The organism is Nocardia sp. BSTN01, from assembly GCF_015354405.1.
Taxonomy (GTDB): domain Bacteria; phylum Actinomycetota; class Actinomycetes; order Mycobacteriales; family Mycobacteriaceae; genus Nocardia.
This window is the reverse complement of the sequence record NZ_JADKYP010000046.1, coordinates 45,339-60,581: the sequence shown is the minus strand read 5'-3', so window position 1 is coordinate 60,581 and position 15,243 is coordinate 45,339. Positions and strand designations below refer to the sequence as shown.

At 67.7% G+C, this 15,243-nt stretch carries 13 protein-coding genes, 1 other RNA gene and 1 pseudogene; 10 read left to right on the top strand and 5 right to left on the bottom strand.

Features of this window, described 5'->3' with window-relative positions; translation table 11 throughout:
• Positions 1-811, bottom strand: a pseudogene (locus IRT45_RS27755) (hypothetical protein); the annotation flags it as partial.
• Between the two features lie 107 nt (positions 812-918).
• Between IRT45_RS27755 and ffs the strand changes: the two are divergent.
• An RNA gene (ffs, locus tag IRT45_RS27750) (signal recognition particle sRNA small type) lies at positions 919-1,013 on the top strand.
• Between the two features lie 125 nt (positions 1,014-1,138).
• Complete coding sequence (locus IRT45_RS27745; RefSeq protein ID WP_194808794.1) at positions 1,139-2,425, top strand: aminotransferase class I/II-fold pyridoxal phosphate-dependent enzyme; 1,287 nt, start codon at positions 1,139-1,141, stop codon at positions 2,423-2,425.
• A 51-nt stretch (positions 2,426-2,476) separates the two neighbouring features.
• Here IRT45_RS27745 and IRT45_RS27740 read toward each other — a convergent pair whose 3' ends face one another.
• The gene (locus IRT45_RS27740; protein WP_194808802.1) at positions 2,477-3,316 is read right to left on the bottom strand and encodes a methyltransferase domain-containing protein; all 840 of its coding nucleotides are present in this window, start codon (positions 3,314-3,316) and stop codon (positions 2,477-2,479) included.
• Between the two features lie 140 nt (positions 3,317-3,456).
• On the opposite strand from IRT45_RS27740, the gene IRT45_RS27735 reads away from it, so the two are divergent.
• The gene (locus IRT45_RS27735; protein WP_062994662.1) at positions 3,457-4,044 is read left to right on the top strand and encodes an HhH-GPD-type base excision DNA repair protein; all 588 of its coding nucleotides are present in this window, start codon (positions 3,457-3,459) and stop codon (positions 4,042-4,044) included.
• 15 nt (positions 4,045-4,059) lie between these two features.
• Here the strand turns inward: IRT45_RS27735 and IRT45_RS27730 are convergent, their stop codons facing one another.
• Positions 4,060-4,815: an SDR family NAD(P)-dependent oxidoreductase gene (locus IRT45_RS27730; RefSeq protein ID WP_194808793.1), complete on the bottom strand. Its 756-nt coding sequence runs from the start codon at positions 4,813-4,815 to the stop codon at positions 4,060-4,062.
• A gap of 219 nt (positions 4,816-5,034) precedes the next feature.
• On the bottom strand, positions 5,035-6,186 hold the full coding sequence (locus IRT45_RS27725) for an LLM class flavin-dependent oxidoreductase (protein ID WP_039775402.1): 1,152 nt from the start codon (positions 6,184-6,186) through the stop codon (positions 5,035-5,037).
• Positions 6,187-6,360: 174 nt separating this feature from the next.
• Here IRT45_RS27725 and IRT45_RS27720 point away from each other — a divergent pair, with 174 nt between their 5' ends.
• Together IRT45_RS27720 and IRT45_RS27715 are read left to right on the top strand one after the other, a co-directional pair.
• Entirely contained in the window at positions 6,361-7,056 is a 696-nt protein-coding gene (locus IRT45_RS27720; protein ID WP_094024856.1) for a hypothetical protein, read from the top strand.
• A 234-nt stretch (positions 7,057-7,290) separates the two neighbouring features.
• On the top strand, positions 7,291-8,007 hold the full coding sequence (locus tag IRT45_RS27715; protein ID WP_194808801.1) for a hypothetical protein: 717 nt from the start codon (positions 7,291-7,293) through the stop codon (positions 8,005-8,007).
• Positions 8,008-8,105: 98 nt separating this feature from the next.
• Here IRT45_RS27715 and bla read toward each other — a convergent pair whose 3' ends face one another.
• Entirely contained in the window at positions 8,106-9,050 is a 945-nt protein-coding gene (bla, locus tag IRT45_RS27710) for a class A beta-lactamase (RefSeq protein ID WP_194808800.1), read from the bottom strand.
• Between the two features lie 127 nt (positions 9,051-9,177).
• Between bla and IRT45_RS27705 the strand changes: the two genes are divergently transcribed.
• The 5 genes from IRT45_RS27705 to IRT45_RS27685 all read left to right on the top strand — a co-directional run bounded on the left by IRT45_RS27705 (position 9,178) and on the right by IRT45_RS27685 (position 15,162).
• A complete protein-coding gene (locus tag IRT45_RS27705) occupies positions 9,178-10,074 on the top strand; it encodes a LysR family transcriptional regulator (RefSeq protein ID WP_194808799.1) in 897 nt (298 codons plus the stop codon).
• A gap of 1 nt (position 10,075) precedes the next feature.
• Positions 10,076-11,026, top strand: coding sequence for a serine hydrolase (locus IRT45_RS27700; RefSeq protein WP_194808792.1), 951 nt, complete (start codon positions 10,076-10,078; stop codon positions 11,024-11,026).
• Positions 11,027-11,056: 30 nt separating this feature from the next.
• Positions 11,057-12,277 (top strand): acyl-CoA dehydrogenase family protein, encoded by a 1,221-nt coding sequence (locus IRT45_RS27695; RefSeq protein WP_194808791.1) that lies wholly within the window; start codon positions 11,057-11,059, stop codon positions 12,275-12,277.
• The gene (locus tag IRT45_RS27690; protein ID WP_194808790.1) at positions 12,274-13,704 is read left to right on the top strand and encodes an LLM class flavin-dependent oxidoreductase; all 1,431 of its coding nucleotides are present in this window, start codon (positions 12,274-12,276) and stop codon (positions 13,702-13,704) included. Before IRT45_RS27695 ends, IRT45_RS27690 begins: the two co-directional genes overlap by 4 nt.
• Positions 13,705-13,782: 78 nt before the next feature.
• A complete protein-coding gene (locus IRT45_RS27685; RefSeq protein ID WP_194808789.1) occupies positions 13,783-15,162 on the top strand; it encodes a styrene monooxygenase/indole monooxygenase family protein in 1,380 nt (459 codons plus the stop codon).
• Positions 15,163-15,243: the final 81 nt, after the last annotated feature.

The following is a 15,243-nucleotide window of genomic DNA, read 5'->3' as shown; positions in this document are numbered from 1 at the left end:
AGTAGTTCTGCTGGTAGGCGGCGTAGTAGGCCTGGCTGCCGATACCCGCGATATCGCCGGAGGTGCGGCCGCTGCCGGTGGTCTTGGTGTCGTAGTTCTTCCAGCTGTTGAACTGCGGGTCGCTGTATTTGCTCTGGAAGTCGGCCTCGAGGTCGATATCGGAGCCGTTGGAGCCGTACTTGCCGGCGCCGTCGTACCGGGCGCGGCAGGTCAGGTTGCCGCCACCGAAGCTGGAGTCCGGCGCGCGTTCGGTGTGCTCGGGAGCGTCCTTGGGCGTCGGTGCCCACTTGCGCAGCACCGTGGGATCGATCAGCGAGCAGGCGTCGGTGACATTGGCCATCGAATAGTTGCCGTCGACCCCCTTCTTGTCGCCGAGCGGTCCCTTGCCCCCGCTCCCGCTACCGCCGGTGAGCGCGATCACGCCGATCACGATGCCGATCACCACGACCAGGCCGACCACACCGCCGACGATCCACGGCGTGTTGTTGTTCTTCTTGGGCGGCTGTGGATAGGCCGGCTGTTGCGCATAGGGCGGTGGGAACTGCTGCTGTGGATAATTCGGCACGGACGGCGGCTGCTGCCCATAGGGCTGCTGCGGTGCGCCACCGTGATAGGCGTCGAAACCCGCCCCCAGAACCGTCGGATCGGTACCGGTCACGGGTCCGGGCCGCCCGCCCATCACGGTCGGATCGGTACCGGTGAGCGGCTGCTCCGGAGCCGCCGGCGTCGACCACCAGTGCACGGTTTCGTTGGGCGGATGACCCTGTCCCTGATACTCCGGCCCACCGTGCGGTGGATTACTGCCTGTCACGTCTTTCCTCCGGTCCTGGCGCGGAAGCCCCCTCGAAAAATGTCGCAGGTGATCGTATCGACTCCGGCCGGATTCCACTCGAGAGGACAGTTGTGACTACACTGGCCGACGGATCCCGCGCGGCGCGCATCCTGTGAACTCCCCCAGGGCCGGAAGGCAGCAAGGGTCAACGGGCTCTGCCGGGTGCGCGGGGTCCCCTTACTTTCTCGGGGGAAATCTTCTTCACTGCCACGGGGCGCATCAGGCGGGTAACGTGGTCGGCTGGGTCCGCGCCAGAAGCGCACGATCCGTCAACCTGTTACCTCGCTGCTTGAAAGGCTGCTCAGGATGCCCCGGCAAACGCAGATCGGTTTGATGAGCCATGCGGAACTCGTATCGGAACACGAGACGCAGACCGCGAACTACGCGAAGCTCCAGACCGAGAAGCTCACGCTGGATCTGACGAGGGGTAAGCCCTCGTCGGAACAACTCGACCTCTCCACCGGCCTGCTCGCCCTGCCGGGCGCCGACGACTACCGCGACGGCACCGGCACCGACTGCCGCAACTACGGCGGCCTGCACGGACTGCCGGAGTTGCGCGCGATCTTCGGTGAACTGCTGGGCATTCCGGTCGAGAACCTGCTCGCCGGCAACAACGCCAGCCTGGAACTGATGCACGACGTGATCGTGTTCGCGATGCTGCACGGCACGGCCGATTCGCCGAGCCGCTGGGCCGACGAACCGATCAAGTTCCTGTGCCCGAGCCCGGGGTACGACCGCCACTTCGGGATCACCGAATCGCTCGGCGTGCAGATGATTCCGATCGCCATCAACCACGACGGCCCGGATGTGCACGCCATCGCGGAACTGGTCGCGTCCGACCCGCAGATCAAGGGTCTGTGGGCGGTTCCCAACTATTCCAATCCGACCGGCGTCAACTTCTCCGAAGAGGTTGTGCGTGAACTGGTTTCGATGCCCACCGCGGCGCCGGACTTCCGCCTGTTCTGGGACAACGCCTACGCGGTGCACCCGCTGACCGATACCGCCGCCCCGGTGTTCGACGTTCTCGGACTGGCGGCCGCGGCCGGAAACCCCAACCGGCCCTTCGTCTTCGCCTCCACTTCGAAGATCACCTTCGCCGGCTCCGGCGTCAGCTTCTTCGGCGCGTCCACCGAGAACCTGACCTGGTACCTGAAGTACGCGGCGAAGAAGAGCATCGGCCCGGACAAGGTGAACCAGCTGCGTCACCTGCGCTTCTTCGGCGATGCCGAGGGTGTGCGCCGGCATATGCAAGCCCACCGTGCGCTGCTCGAGCCGAAATTCAAACTGGTGCTGCGGATCCTGGAGGATCGTCTGGGCGCCTCGAAGATCGCCTCGTGGACCGAGCCCAAGGGCGGCTACTTCATCAGCTTGGACGTGGTCGAGGGCACGGCCGGGCGAGTCGTGGCGCTGGCCAAGGAGGCCGGAATCGCCCTGACGCCCGCGGGTTCGGCGTTCCCCTACGGAAAAGACCCGGAGGACAAGAACATTCGCATCGCCCCCAGTTTCCCGTCGCTCGCCGATCTGGAGAAGGCGATGGACGGTCTGGCGACCTGCGTCCTGCTCGCGGCGACCGAGAAGCTGCTGGAGAAGTAGCGGTGGCCCGGACCGGACAGCCGTGATGTGCGGCTGTCCGTTCGGAATCGGCTACCGCGGTTTGTGCGCCAGCACCGCGAACATCGTCACCGAGAGGTGAATGTCACCGGTGCGCGCACCGGCTTCCAGTTCCGCCAGCAATTCCCGCCGCTGCGCCTCGGTGATCGCCCTGCGTGCCTCCGCCATCCCGGCGATGCGGGCCACCAGCGCACCGGCGCCGGCGCTCGCGTCCTGTACCAGCGCGTGCGAGCCGATATCGTCGACGACCAGTCCGGCTCGGGTGAGCAGGCCGGGCAGCCGGCGTCCCGAGAACGGGTTGGTGGTGTTGGTGATCAGGGTTTCGATCACCTCGTGCACGACCCGCCGGTCGCCGGGATGCACGATGGCGGTACCCCAGTCGCTGTCCATCACGACGACGCGTCCGCCCGGTTTCAGCACCCGGGCGATCTCCCGTGCGGCGCGCTCCGGGGCGGTCAGATGCTGGAAGACCCGCTCACACAGGGCGACGTCGAAGGTGTCACCGCCGAAGGGCAGCCCGTAGGCATCGCCGGGGACGAACCGGGCCGGCGAATCATGCTGGGCCGCACGGTGTTCCGCCCCGGCCAGCAGATTCGGATCGGGTTCGACGCCGACCGCGTCACCGGTCGGCCCGACGGCGTCGGCGAAGACCAGCACCTCCGAGCCGGTGCCGGAGCCGATGTCGACCGCGCTTTCGCCCGGAGCGACGGCCAGGGCGTCGTGCGCCCAGCGGCGTAGTCCGCGAATTCCGGGAAGTGCGGCCTGCAGATCGTGCACATCGATGAGTTGGTCGCGGCCCGCGCGGTCGAAGCGGTCCGGCCTCAGTCCCGAGGGTGAGGAATTGTCTGCCGAGGAGCTGTGTGTGGGCGCCATATCTTCCACCGTGGGTGTTGCCAAAGTGTCGGGCATGAAGATTCACCCTACGCGCGCAGAAAATCTACGGGTGGGTAGACATGTGAGTCCGGTCACGCCGGTCGGTAGGCGGATATTCGCTCGTCTGCCATGATCGATACATGGTGAGCCGCAAAGTGTGCCTCGCGCAGGAACCGGAGTCGGACAAGCTGTTGTCGGAGGACGACTTCGCCCTCTTGACCGGGATGCTGCTGGATCAGCAGTTCCCCCTCGAACATGCTTTCCGTGGTCCGAAGAAGATCGCCGACCGCATGAACGGTTTCGACATCCACCGGATCGCGGAGGCCGATCCGGAGGAATTCGAGGAATTGGGCGCGACCCCGCCCGCTATTCATCGCTACGGCCGGTCGATGGCCCGGCGGACCCAGGAACTGGCCCGGTACGTCGTCGAACACTACGACGGCACCACCTCCGAGATCTGGACTCGCGACGATCCCGACGGCAAGGAGGTGCTGCGCCGGCTGAAGGAACTGCCCGGCTACGGCGACCAGAAGGCGCGCATCTTCCTGGCGCTGCTGGGCAAACAACTCGGCGTGCGCCCGGCGGGGTGGGAGAAGGCCGCCGGCGCCTACTCGGAGCCCAATTCGCGCCGCTCGGCCGCCGATATCGTCGACAACGAGTCCCTGCTCGAGGTGCGGGCCTTCAAGAAGCAGATGAAGGCCGCCGCGAAGGAAGCCAAGGCGAAATAGGTTCCGCCGATCCGGCTACTGCGCGGTGTATCCGCCGTCGACCAGGTGATAACTGCCGGTGATGAACGTGGCCGCATCGCTGGCCAGGAATGCGACCAGCCCCGAGACCTCCTCGGGGGTGCCCAGTCTGCCCAGGGCGTGTTTCTGAGCGAGGAATGCCTGGGTTTCGTCGTCGAGGTTCGCGCCGAGCAGCGGCGTGTGGATGAATCCGGGGCCGACCGCGGTGACCCGCACCCCCTGGGCCGCGTATTCGAGGGCCGCGTTCTGGGTCAGGCCGAGCAGGCCGTGTTTGGCCGTGACGTACGCCGACGAATTCGCGAATCCGACGCTGCCGAGAATCGACGCCATATTCACGATGGCGCCACCGCCGGCGGCCGCGACGGCCGGAAGTTGTTCGCGCAGTGCGTAGAACACACCGTCGAGGTTCACCGACAGGACCTTGCGCCAGCCGTCCAGCGAATAATCACCGATCAACGCGCTGTCCCCGCTGATGCCGGCGTTGTTGACCGCGATCCGCAGCGGACCCAGTTCGCCGGCCGCCGCGACGCTGCGCCGGACGGTCTCCGGATCGGAGGCATCGCCGGCGAAACCGGCCGCCTGCCCGCCCGCACCGCGAATCTCCTCGACCACGGTGTTCGCGTTGTCCTCGTCGAGATCGAACACCAGGACGGCGGCGCCGCTGCGCGCGAGTTCGTGCGCGACCGCACGTCCGATCCCGGAACCGCCGCCGCTGACTATTGCCGCACGGTTGCTTACGTCGTATACGGCCATGATCGACACCCTCTCCGAGACATCGGTTAGCTCATGTACGGGGTTCTGATCGCTCGTCAACGAGTGTAGCTATGAGTTAGCGACTGTATAAATCACCCGGGTGAGCATGCGAAGAGGGTGCCGGCCGAGTGCGTGGCGGTCCGATTGCCGACACGCGGTAATGACAGTAGGGATCCGGGGCCCGCACCGCGCCGATGCGGACCCCGGACGTACGGGTGACTAGCTGCTGCTCGCGGCGGCGGTGGCGAACGGCGTTGTGGTGACGCGGTTTTCGCGGTGGGCGGGCGGCTGCCACAGTCCACGGCGCTGCAGGATCGGCAGGACACCTTCGCCGAACCAGTACGCCTCCTCCACATGCGGGTAACCGGAGAGGATGAACTGCGTGATGCCGAGGCGGGAGTATTCGATCAGCCGCTCGGCCACCTCTTCGTGCGAGCCGACCAGCGCCGTTCCCGCACCGCCGCGCACCAGTCCGACACCGGCCCACAGGTTGGGCGCGATCTCGAGCCGATCGGTGTTGCCACCGTGCAGTTCCAGCATCCGCCGCTGGCCCTCGGATTCACTCTGGGCCAGATTCGCCTGCACCCGTTCGATATCCGCGGGGTTCACCGCTTCCAGCAGACGATCGGCCTCGGCCCATGCCTGCTCCGACGTGTCGCGCGAGATGACGTGGATGCGCAGGCCGTAATCGAGAATGCGGCCCTCGTCCACCGCGAGCCGGCGGATCCACTCCAGCTTCTTGCTCACCGCGAACAGCGGCTCACCCCAGGTGAGGTAGGTATCGGTGTAGCGGGCGGCCACCGGTCCGGCGGCGGCCGACGAACCACCGAAGAACACCGGCGGAATCGGATCCGGCCGGTTGTTCAATTGCGCGTTGCGCACCCGAAGGTGTTTGCCTTCGAACGTCACCGGAGCGTCGGACTCCCACAGTTCGCGCACGATGTGCAGGAATTCACCGGTGCGCTCGTAGCGCTGTTCCTTGTCCAGGAAGTCGCCGTAGGCCTGCTGTTCGTGCGGTTCGCCGCCGGTCACCACATTCAGCAGCAGCCGTCCGCGTGAATGCCGCTGGAAGGTTCCCGCCATCTGCGCGGCGAGGGTGGGACTGACCACGCCGGGCCGGAAGGCGACCAGGAATTTCAGGGTTTCGGTGGTCTCCACCAGCATGGCCGTCGTCAGCCAGGCGTCCTCACACCATGCGCCCGTCGGTGTCAGCACCGCCTCGAAGCCGTTCTCCTCCGCCGCACCCGCGATCTGGTTCAGATAGCGCAGCGAGGCCGGACGGTCGCCCGACATCGAGGTGCCGTGACCACCCGCGACCAGATTGCGGGAATCGCCATAGGTGGGAAGAAACCAGTGGAACGAAAGGCTCATTTCGGACATGATGGCCGACGGCCGGAAGTGTGTCACCGGTTGTAATCGGGCTGGTTCTTAATCTGGCCCATCCGCATCGAACGCCCGCAAACTCCACCGATGCCGTGTGTCTGTGCCGGACACGGCAACCTGTGCTGCCGCGTGCCGGCAGTCGGAAAGTCGAGGAATCAAGCAGTGAAGATGAGGAAATTCGCCGTGCTCACGGCGCTGGTCGCGACGACGTTGGGTGCGCTGGCGGGGACGGTTCAGGCCGCTCCGGCCGCCGACGACGGCGTGGTGAACTATCAGGCGAGGACCACCGAGAACGCGGCGATCGTTTCGACCGACGCCGGGTCGCTGGATGTCGAGGACGGCGTCTTCAAGATCAAGGCCGCCAATGGAACCACCGTGGCCGGAACCCCATTGACGTTCCGGGTCGACGATTTCGAGTTCCCGATCGCGGCCGACATCTCCGGCCGCACGGCGACGCTGACCCCGCAGTTCGATCTGCAGCATGCGGTCTACAAGCCGGTCGCGCTCCCGTTCGAGGACAGCGCCCCGTGGAAGACCCCCTACGAGCGTGAGGTCGCCGCCTTCACTCGCCTCAAGGACACCATCGCCACCGGCGCTGCCATCGGCACCGCGGCCGGCGGTATCGGTGGCGCGGTCATCGGCTGCATCGCCGGCGCTGCCCTGGGTGCCGTCGCGACCGGTGCGCTGCTGACCCTGTTCGGCGCCGGCCCGCTGGGTGGCTGTGTCGCCGGTGCCGCCGCTGTCGGCTTCCTGGGTGTGCTGGCCGGTCAGATCTTCGTGACCGCTCCGGTCGCGATCGGCGCCGTGATCCAGTACTTCTCCACCATCAACGAGCCCTTCAAGGCCCCGGCCAAATGAAGCGGTTACCGGCCACACCCCTGAGCCGGTAATTATTTCAGCGGTCGAATTAAAAGGACCTTCGCACTTTCGAGTGCGAAGGTCCTTTTTTAATTTGTGAGATTCGATTTATTTTCCGGCTTCGGGGAATTCGAATCGACCTGGTTATTAACCTCGTCGCTTATTGGCATTCATCACAAACTGGATAAGGCCGCTCCGGCGGAATGCAATGCAATGAGTGATGAGGAAAAAGCAGTGAAGATGAGGAACTTTGCCGTGGTCGCGGCCACGGTGGCCGCCGCCGTCGGCGTGACCGCCGGCACCGTGAACGCCGCGCCCGCCGCACCCGACGAGGGTGCCGTCAACTACCAGGCATCGACGAACGAGAAGTCGACGATCATATCCACCGACGCCGGTTCGCTGGACGCGGAAAATGGTGTTTTCAAGATCAAGGCCGCCAATGGGACGACCCTGGCCGGAACCGAATTGAAGTTCCGGGTCGACGATTTCGAATTCCCGATCGCCGCCGATATCGCCGGGCGCACCGCCACCCTGACCCCGCAGTTCGATCTGCAGCACGCGGTCTACAAGCCGGTCGCGCTCCCGTTCGAAGACCAGGCGCCGTGGAAGACACCCTATGACCGGGAAGTCGCGGCCTGGACCCGCCTGACCAGCACCATCACCGCGGGCGCCACGATCGGCACGCTGGTCGGTGGTCTCACCGGCGGAGCGGTAGGCTGCTTGCTCGGCGGCATCGCCGGCGCGACCGTGGCCTCGGCGGCGATCGTCGGACTGTTCGGCGCCTTCGTCCCGGCCGCCGTGGTCGGTTGCGTAGGCGGCATCGTCGCGATCGGCGCGCTCGGCACGCTGGCGGGCCAGTTGCTCGTCACCGCACCGGTGGCGATTCTGGCCGTCGCCCAGTACTTCACCACCATCAATGCGCCGTTCAACCCTCCGGCTCCGGCCAAGTAGGGGAGAGCGGATCCCGCCGCGCACCTCGGGTCGATCGGCACCGACCCGAGGTGCGCGGCTCTGTGGAAAACCCGGTAGCGCACAGTGATTCGGCACGCTCAGCGCGGAATCGCAGTGCCGTCCAGGGTGGCGATCGCGATCGTGGCGGCACGAGCGATCGCCGCGTTGTCGTATTCGGCGTCCGGCCGATCGCGGGTGGACAGGATCGTCAGCACGATCGGCGCCCGTCCCGGCGGCCACGCCACGGCGATATCGTTGCGCGTTCCGTAGTCGCCGGCGCCGGTCTTGTCGCCGACCTGCCAGCCCGCCGGCACCCCGGCCCGGATCAGCGCACCACCGGTGGTGTTGGCACGCAGCAGACCGGTGAGCACCTCGCGATCGTCGGCGGCGACCGACGGGTCGAGCACGTAGTGCCGTAGATCGGCGGCCAGCGCGCGCGGCGTACTGGTGTCGCGCTCGTCGCCGGGCAGGGCCTCGTTCAGCGTGGTCTCGGTGCGGTCCATCCGCGTGGTCGTATCGCCGACGGCGCGCAGCCGCTGCTGCAACCCCTGCGGACCGCCGAGTTCGGCGAACATCAGATTGCCGGCGGTGTTGTCGCTGAACCGCACCGCGGCGTCCATGATCTCCCGCAACGTCATGCCCTGATCGACATGCTGTTCGGTGACCGGCGAGTTCGGCACCAGATCGGCGCGGGTGTAGGTGACGCGGCGGTCGAGTTCGGCGGTCGGGAGGGTACTCAGCAGCGCGCCCGCGGCCAGCGCCTTGAACGTCGAACAATACGGAAACCGCTCGTCCGGGCGGTATTCGACGGCTCGCCCGGTTCCGGTGTCGAGCGCGTAGACGCCCAGCCGGCCGTGCAGGCGAGCCTCCAGATCGCGGAATTCGGCCAGTGACTCGGCGGCGAGCGGAACCGTCGAGGTGGGCGCGGGGGTCGATGCGGGCGTGACGGGCGCGGCACTTCGATCGGCACCGCAGGCGCTCAGCGGTACGAGGGTGGCAGCGGCCGCGACCAGCACGGCCGAGCGGGTGAAGCGTGGGGGCATCATAGGCGTTCCTTGTGGATCGAGGGCGGTGAGCGCTCGCAGCAAGAGTGGCAGCCCGCGCACATGCTGTCCAAGACACCTGTGGCGGTATCCATGCCGATTCGGCATAGACTGCGCGATCGTGGATATGGTCGCCGCCTGTAAGGCCTTCGTCGCGGTGAGCGGTCTCGGGAGTTTCACGGCGGGAGCCGCCGCCGCGCAGATCCCGCAGTCGGTGGCCAGTCGCCGGATCGCGGCGCTGGAACGGCACTTCGGCGCGCGATTGCTCGAACGGACCTCGCGCACCGCCACATTGACCTCGTTCGGCCGCGATATGTTGCCGTCGGCGCGACGGCTGGTCGAGGCGGCCGAGGCCCTGGAGGAACATGCCGAGCGGGCCCGGCAGCGCCCGTTCCGATTGGCGCTGCCCGCCATCTGCGGGCCGGTGCCGCTGGCCGGGCTGGTCGCCGAATGCCGCCGTGCGCGGCTGCGGCTGGAACCGGAGCCCGCCGAGCCCGGCCGGCGCGCGGAACTCACCCGCACGCACGAGGTGCGTGCCGCGATTCTGGCCGTCCCCGCCGATCGCGGCATCTGGCGCGTGCCATTGGGCCTGGCCGACGCCACCGGCACGCACAGCTCGCCGATCTATCTGGAAACCCTTCGAGTACTGCGGCTTTCGGAACAGCAACGCCGGCGCAGCGTGTGGATACAGCCCGAGGACGATGTGCCGCATATCCGCGACCGGATCATCCGGCTGCGCGATTCGCTGGGCTTGCGCCCCGCCCAGGTGGTGGTCGCGCGGTCGCTGGTCACCGCGGTCGCCGAGGTGCTCGACGGCACCGATCTGCTGTTGTGCTCGCCCGCCCAGGCCGCCGAACTCGGCCTGCATTGGCGGCCGATCGGGGAGTTGGAACTTGCCAGGGGCTACGACATCGCGGCGGGATCACGCGAGGACGCGGACCGGGTTCGCGCAGTGGGCGCAGAACCGATCGGCCGCTGTCTCGGTGTGCCGGACACCGTCGACGCACGCAACGAGGGGAGCTGACATGGGCGTCTCGACCGCACTGCGACGCGCGCGCACGGAACTGCGCGACGCCGGACTCGACGGCTCCATCCTGGTGCGCGATCTCGACACCGGTGACGAGCTGGGCCTCGACGCCGAACTCGAATTGCCGATCGCCTCGCTGGTGAAGGTGCCGCTCGTGCTGGCGACGATGGAACGGGTGATGCGCGGCGAGATCGACCCGGCGACCCCGATCCGGGTACTGCCCGGTCGCAGTACGGTGGCGGGTCCGACCGGGTTGAGCAGATTTCGACATCCCGCCACGGTCGCGGTCGAGGATCTGATGTATCTGAGCATCGCGATCAGCGACGGCGGCGCCACCGACGCCCTGTTCGAGCTGACTCCGCCCGACGCGGTGACCGCCGAATTGCGCCGCCTGGGCCACGAGGGCATCGCGGTCCGGCATCTGGCCGACGATCTGGTGCGGACCCCGGCCGAGCAGTTCGCCCCCGCGGACGGTCACCTCGCCCACGCCCTGGCGATCGAGGCCGCGACGGCCGGACGCGGACATCCGGTCACGCAACTCGACATCAGCCATGCCAACACCGGCACCGCGCGGGCGTTCGTCGACCTGCTCGCCGAATTGTGGCGGCCGGTGCGGGCCCACCCCGACGCCGCCGCGAGAGTGCGAGAGTTCCTGTCGGGCAACCTTTTACGTCAACGACTCGCCCCCGATTTCAGCTCCGACGCCACCCGGTGGTCGTCGAAGACGGGCACGCTGCTGAATCTGCGCCACGAGGCGGGCGTAGCCGAACACGCCGACGGGCAGACATTGGCCGTGGCCGTGCTGACCCGATCGCGGGTGCCCGCCGTGGTGCAACCCGGCGCGGAGGCCGCGATGGCGACGGCGGCGCGGATCCTGCACGACGAACTGCGGATGCGGCCTCCTCAGCGTGTGACGGATAGTTATGTTCCCGCTGCGTGTAACGGGTGAGCTAATCGCGCCGCCGGGTCATCGTCGGGTATGGCCTCCACAGCACCGCAGCAGATCTCCGATCGCGACCTCGACGACATCTTCGGCCCCGTTTTCGACCGCATAGCCGCCGGGGCGGTGGCGCGTGAAATCGATCGTCGCCTGGCCTACGAGGAGGTCGACTGGCTGCGCCAGGCCGGATTCGGGGCGCTGCGGGTGCCGGCCGAATACGGCGGTTTCGGCGTCAGCGTGCGCCAGCTGTTCCGGCTGCTGATCGACCTCGCGGCCGCGGAATCCAATCTGCCGCAGGCACTTCGGGTGCACTTCTCCTTCGTCGAGGATCAGCTGCTGGCCGAGCCCGGTCCCGCGCGTGAGCACTGGCTGCGCGCGGCCGGATCCGGTGCCCTGGTGGGCAACGCCATCACCGAACCGGGCATCGGCGCGGTCGACCGCTACCGCACCCGGCTGACCCGCGGCTCCGGCGACGACTGGCTGCTCAACGGCACCAAGTACTACAGCACCGGTTCGCTGTACGCGGACTACATCCTCGCCGCGGCCGATCGTGACGGGGAGCGGGTATCGGTGCTGGTCGACGCGAACGCCGACGGGGTGCGGCAGAGCGACGACTGGGACGGTTTCGGGCAGCGGCTGACCGCCAGTGGCACAACGGAATTCAGCGATGTGCGGATCTCCGGAGACCGGGTGCTCGGCCCGGGTTACGGCGCGCCCGGCCGCACCTACGCCACCTCGTACCTGCAGCTGGTGCAGTTGGCGGTGCTGGCCGGCATCGCCCAGCGGGCCGAATCCGACGTGCGGGCGTGGGTCGCCGACCGCACCCGCAGCTACACCCATTCGGCGGCCGATCTGCCGCGCCACGATCCGCTGGTCCAGCAGGTGATCGGGAAGCTGTCGGCCGCGGCGTTCTCCGCGCGAGCCAGTGTGCTGGCCGTGGCCGACCTGCTGGACGACGTGCTGGCCGCCGGCGCCCAGGACGACGCGGCGCTGGACGCGGTCGAATTGGCCTCGGCCCAGGCACAACTCGGTGTGATCGACACCGTGCTGACCGCCACCACCCAGCTGTTCGAGGTCGGCGGCGCCTCGATCACCTCCGAAGATCTGCGACTGGACCGGCATTGGCGCAATGCGCGCACCATCTCGGTGCACAATCCCGCCGTGCAGAAGGCGCGGGCGATCGGCGATCACCTGCTCAACGGAACCGAACTGCCGTATGCGTGGAGCGCGGGCAGCCGCGAGAGCCAGGTGCGGTCATGACCCGGCGGATCCATTTCAACGCCTTCGATATGAACTGTGTGGCGCACCAGTCCCCGGGACTGTGGCGCCACCCCGAGGATCAGTCGCATCGCTACAAGGAGCTGAGCTACTGGACCGAATTGGCGAAGCTGCTGGAACGCGGTCGTTTCGACGGGATCTTCATCGCCGACGTGCTGGGCATCTACGACGTCTACGGCGGCAACGACATCGCCGCGCTGCGTCAGGGCGCGCAGGTGCCGGTCGCCGATCCGCTGCTGCTGGTCTCGGCGATGGCGGCGGTGACCGACCATCTGGGCTTCGGCATCACCACCGGCACCGGGTTCGAGCATCCCTTCCCGTTCGCCCGGCGGCTCTCGACGCTGGACCATCTGACCAACGGCCGCTTGGGCTGGAATGTGGTGACCGGATATCTGCCCTCGGCGGCCGCCAATATGGGTGAGTCCGAACATCTCGACCACGACGAGCGCTACAACCACGCCGACGAATATCTCGAGGTGCTGTACAAGCTCTGGGAAGGTTCCTGGGAGGACGACGCGGTCGTGCGCGACCGGGCGCAGGGCATCTACGTCGATCCGGCGAAGGTGCATCACATCGGCCACGCCGGAAAGCACTTCACGGTGCCGGGCATTCACCTCTCGGAGCCCTCGCCGCAGCGCACCCCGGTGATCTACCAGGCCGGCGCCTCACCGCGCGGCGTGGCCTTCGCCGCCGAGAACGCGGAGGCCATCTTCGTCGCCGCACCGTCGAAACGGGTTCTGGGACAGACGGTGACCCGCATCCGCGACGCACTGGAGGCGGCCGGCCGCGACCGCTACGCGGCCCGGATCTACGCGCTCGCCACCATCATCACCGACGCCACCGACGAAGCGGCACAACGCAAGTACGACGAATACCGCTCGTACGCCAGCGTCGAGGGCGGTCTGGTGTTCATGTCCGGCTGGATGGGTATCGACCTGTCGCGCTACGACCTCGACGACCCGATCGGTGAGGTGAACAGCAATGCGATCCTGTCCGCCGTCGCCGCGTTCCAGGAATTCGACGACGACGGCCGGGAATGGACCGTGCGGGATATCGCGGCATGGGCCGGCATCGGCGGGATGGGACCCGTATTCGTCGGATCGGGGACGTCGGTGGCGGATCGGCTGCAGGAATGGGTCGACGAGACCGATATCGACGGCTACAACCTGGCCTACGCCATCACGCCGGGAACGTTCGAAGATGTTGTGCGGCATGTGATTCCGGTGCTGACCGAGCGCGGCGCCTATCCGAATGAGTACGTCCCGGGCACCCTGCGCAACGCGCTGTTCGGCGCGGGCGACCGGCTGCCGGACGACCATCGCGGCGCGCGCTACCGGCTCGGCGGACCGGGTTCGACGGCGCTGCCGGACGAACAGGTGCGTCCGCAGGCGGGCGTCACCGCGACCTGACCGATCGGCGGTGCGCGACATCGATTCCCGGTGATCGCAACTGTCAACGAAAGCCGCTGGCAAGCGCACTATTTCGTTATGACGAACCAGAATTCGAAACGCACCGCCGCCATCGTCGGCGCCGGCATCGCCGGCGTCACCGCCGCTCTCGGACTGCAGCAGGCCGGGTTCGATGTCACGGTCTACAGCGATCGCGATCAACGCGGTCTGCGTGACGACATCCCCGCCACCGGAACCGCGCTCATCTTCGGTGAGGCCCAGGCCGCCGAAACCGCCCTCGGACTCGACACCTACGTGAATCGGGCCCCGCAGCACACCGGACTCAGTGTGCGGATCGCGGGCCCGGGGCCGGAACGGCCCGAATTGATCGGATTCGACGGCGATTTCGACGGCTTCGTCGGCATCGCGGTCGACACCCGGCTCAAGGTCGACGAGCGGCTGACCGCATTCGTCGAGGCCGGTGGGCGCTTCGTGGTCGAGAAGGTGACCCCGGAGAGCCTGGACGGCATCGCCGCAACGCACGATCTGGTGCTGGTCGCGACCGGTAAGGCCGGTTTGGCGGAGCTGTTCCCGATCGACACCGAGCGCACCGTCTACGACGCGCCGCAGCGCAGCCTGCTCACCGTCACGGTGACCGGATTGGGTTACGAACCCGAGGTTTTCGCGCACCGCAGCACCTCCGGCGGGCAGCACAGCGGATTCTCCATCTTCGCCGAACAGGGTGAGGCGTGGTGGGGTCCGTATCTGCACAAGGACGCCGGGCCGAGCTGGGCCTTCCTCGGCTGGGCGCGGCCGGGCAGCGAATGGGAGAACCGGTTCGCCGCCGCCGATTCCGCCGAGTCGGCGCACCGCATCGTCACCGAGCTGTATCGCGACTACATCGACTGGGATCTGCCGGAAGTGCTGGCCACCAAGGTGATTGCCGAGGACCCCCACTCCTGGCTGAAGGGCGCGGTCCGGCCGGTGGTCCGGCACGGCGTCGGCCGCACGGCGGGCGGGCATGTGGTGGCGGCGCTCGGGGACACCGCGGTCGCCTACGACCCGATCGCCGGACAGGGCGCGCAGAGCGGACTCATCCAGGCGCAGCGGCTCGTCGCGGCCGCCTCCGCGCACGAGGGGCCCTTCGACGCCGAGTGGATCGAGGAGCAGTACAACGCCTTCCTGCTGGCCCGCTCCGATGCCGCCGCCAAGGTGACGCGCCTGTTCCTCGGCGATCCGGAACTGGCCGAGATCGGCAACCGGTTCTTCGCCGCCGCGGCCGTCGACCCGCGCGTCGCCTCGGTGCTGGTGAGCACGCTGCACAAGCCGCAGCCGCTGCTGCAGATCAACTCCCTCGCCGACGCCGACGCGCTGCTCGAGCAGATCACGGGTGAGGGCGCCGACGAGTTGGTGGCCCGCTTCCAGCCCGCGGGCCGATTCGAGCGCTCGGGGTACGGCTCGGCGGTCGCGTCGGCATAACGCCGACTGCCGGCTCGGACGGGCGCGCTGATCCGATCCTGAGGATTCAAACCCTCGTCCCCGCCGGTCAGCGGTGTTGAA

Bases quoted from the DNA above. Each gene is read 5' to 3' on its own strand.
- IRT45_RS27730 (WP_194808793.1), bottom strand. From the start codon at position 4,815: ATGGCCGTATACGACGTAAGCAACCGTGCGGCAATAGTCAGCGGCGGC.
- IRT45_RS27740 (WP_194808802.1), bottom strand. From the start codon at position 3,316: ATGGCGCCCACACACAGCTCCTCGGCAGACAATTCCTCACCCTCGGGA.
- IRT45_RS27735 (WP_062994662.1), top strand. From the start codon at position 3,457: ATGGTGAGCCGCAAAGTGTGCCTCGCGCAGGAACCGGAGTCGGACAAG.
- bla (WP_194808800.1), bottom strand. From the start codon at position 9,050: ATGCCCCCACGCTTCACCCGCTCGGCCGTGCTGGTCGCGGCCGCTGCC.
- IRT45_RS27705 (WP_194808799.1), top strand. From the start codon at position 9,178: ATGGTCGCCGCCTGTAAGGCCTTCGTCGCGGTGAGCGGTCTCGGGAGT.
- IRT45_RS27700 (WP_194808792.1), top strand. From the start codon at position 10,076: ATGGGCGTCTCGACCGCACTGCGACGCGCGCGCACGGAACTGCGCGAC.
- IRT45_RS27685 (WP_194808789.1), top strand. From the start codon at position 13,783: ATGACGAACCAGAATTCGAAACGCACCGCCGCCATCGTCGGCGCCGGC.
- IRT45_RS27745 (WP_194808794.1), top strand. From the start codon at position 1,139: ATGCCCCGGCAAACGCAGATCGGTTTGATGAGCCATGCGGAACTCGTA.
- IRT45_RS27725 (WP_039775402.1), bottom strand. From the start codon at position 6,186: ATGAGCCTTTCGTTCCACTGGTTTCTTCCCACCTATGGCGATTCCCGC.
- IRT45_RS27690 (WP_194808790.1), top strand. From the start codon at position 12,274: ATGACCCGGCGGATCCATTTCAACGCCTTCGATATGAACTGTGTGGCG.
- IRT45_RS27695 (WP_194808791.1), top strand. From the start codon at position 11,057: ATGGCCTCCACAGCACCGCAGCAGATCTCCGATCGCGACCTCGACGAC.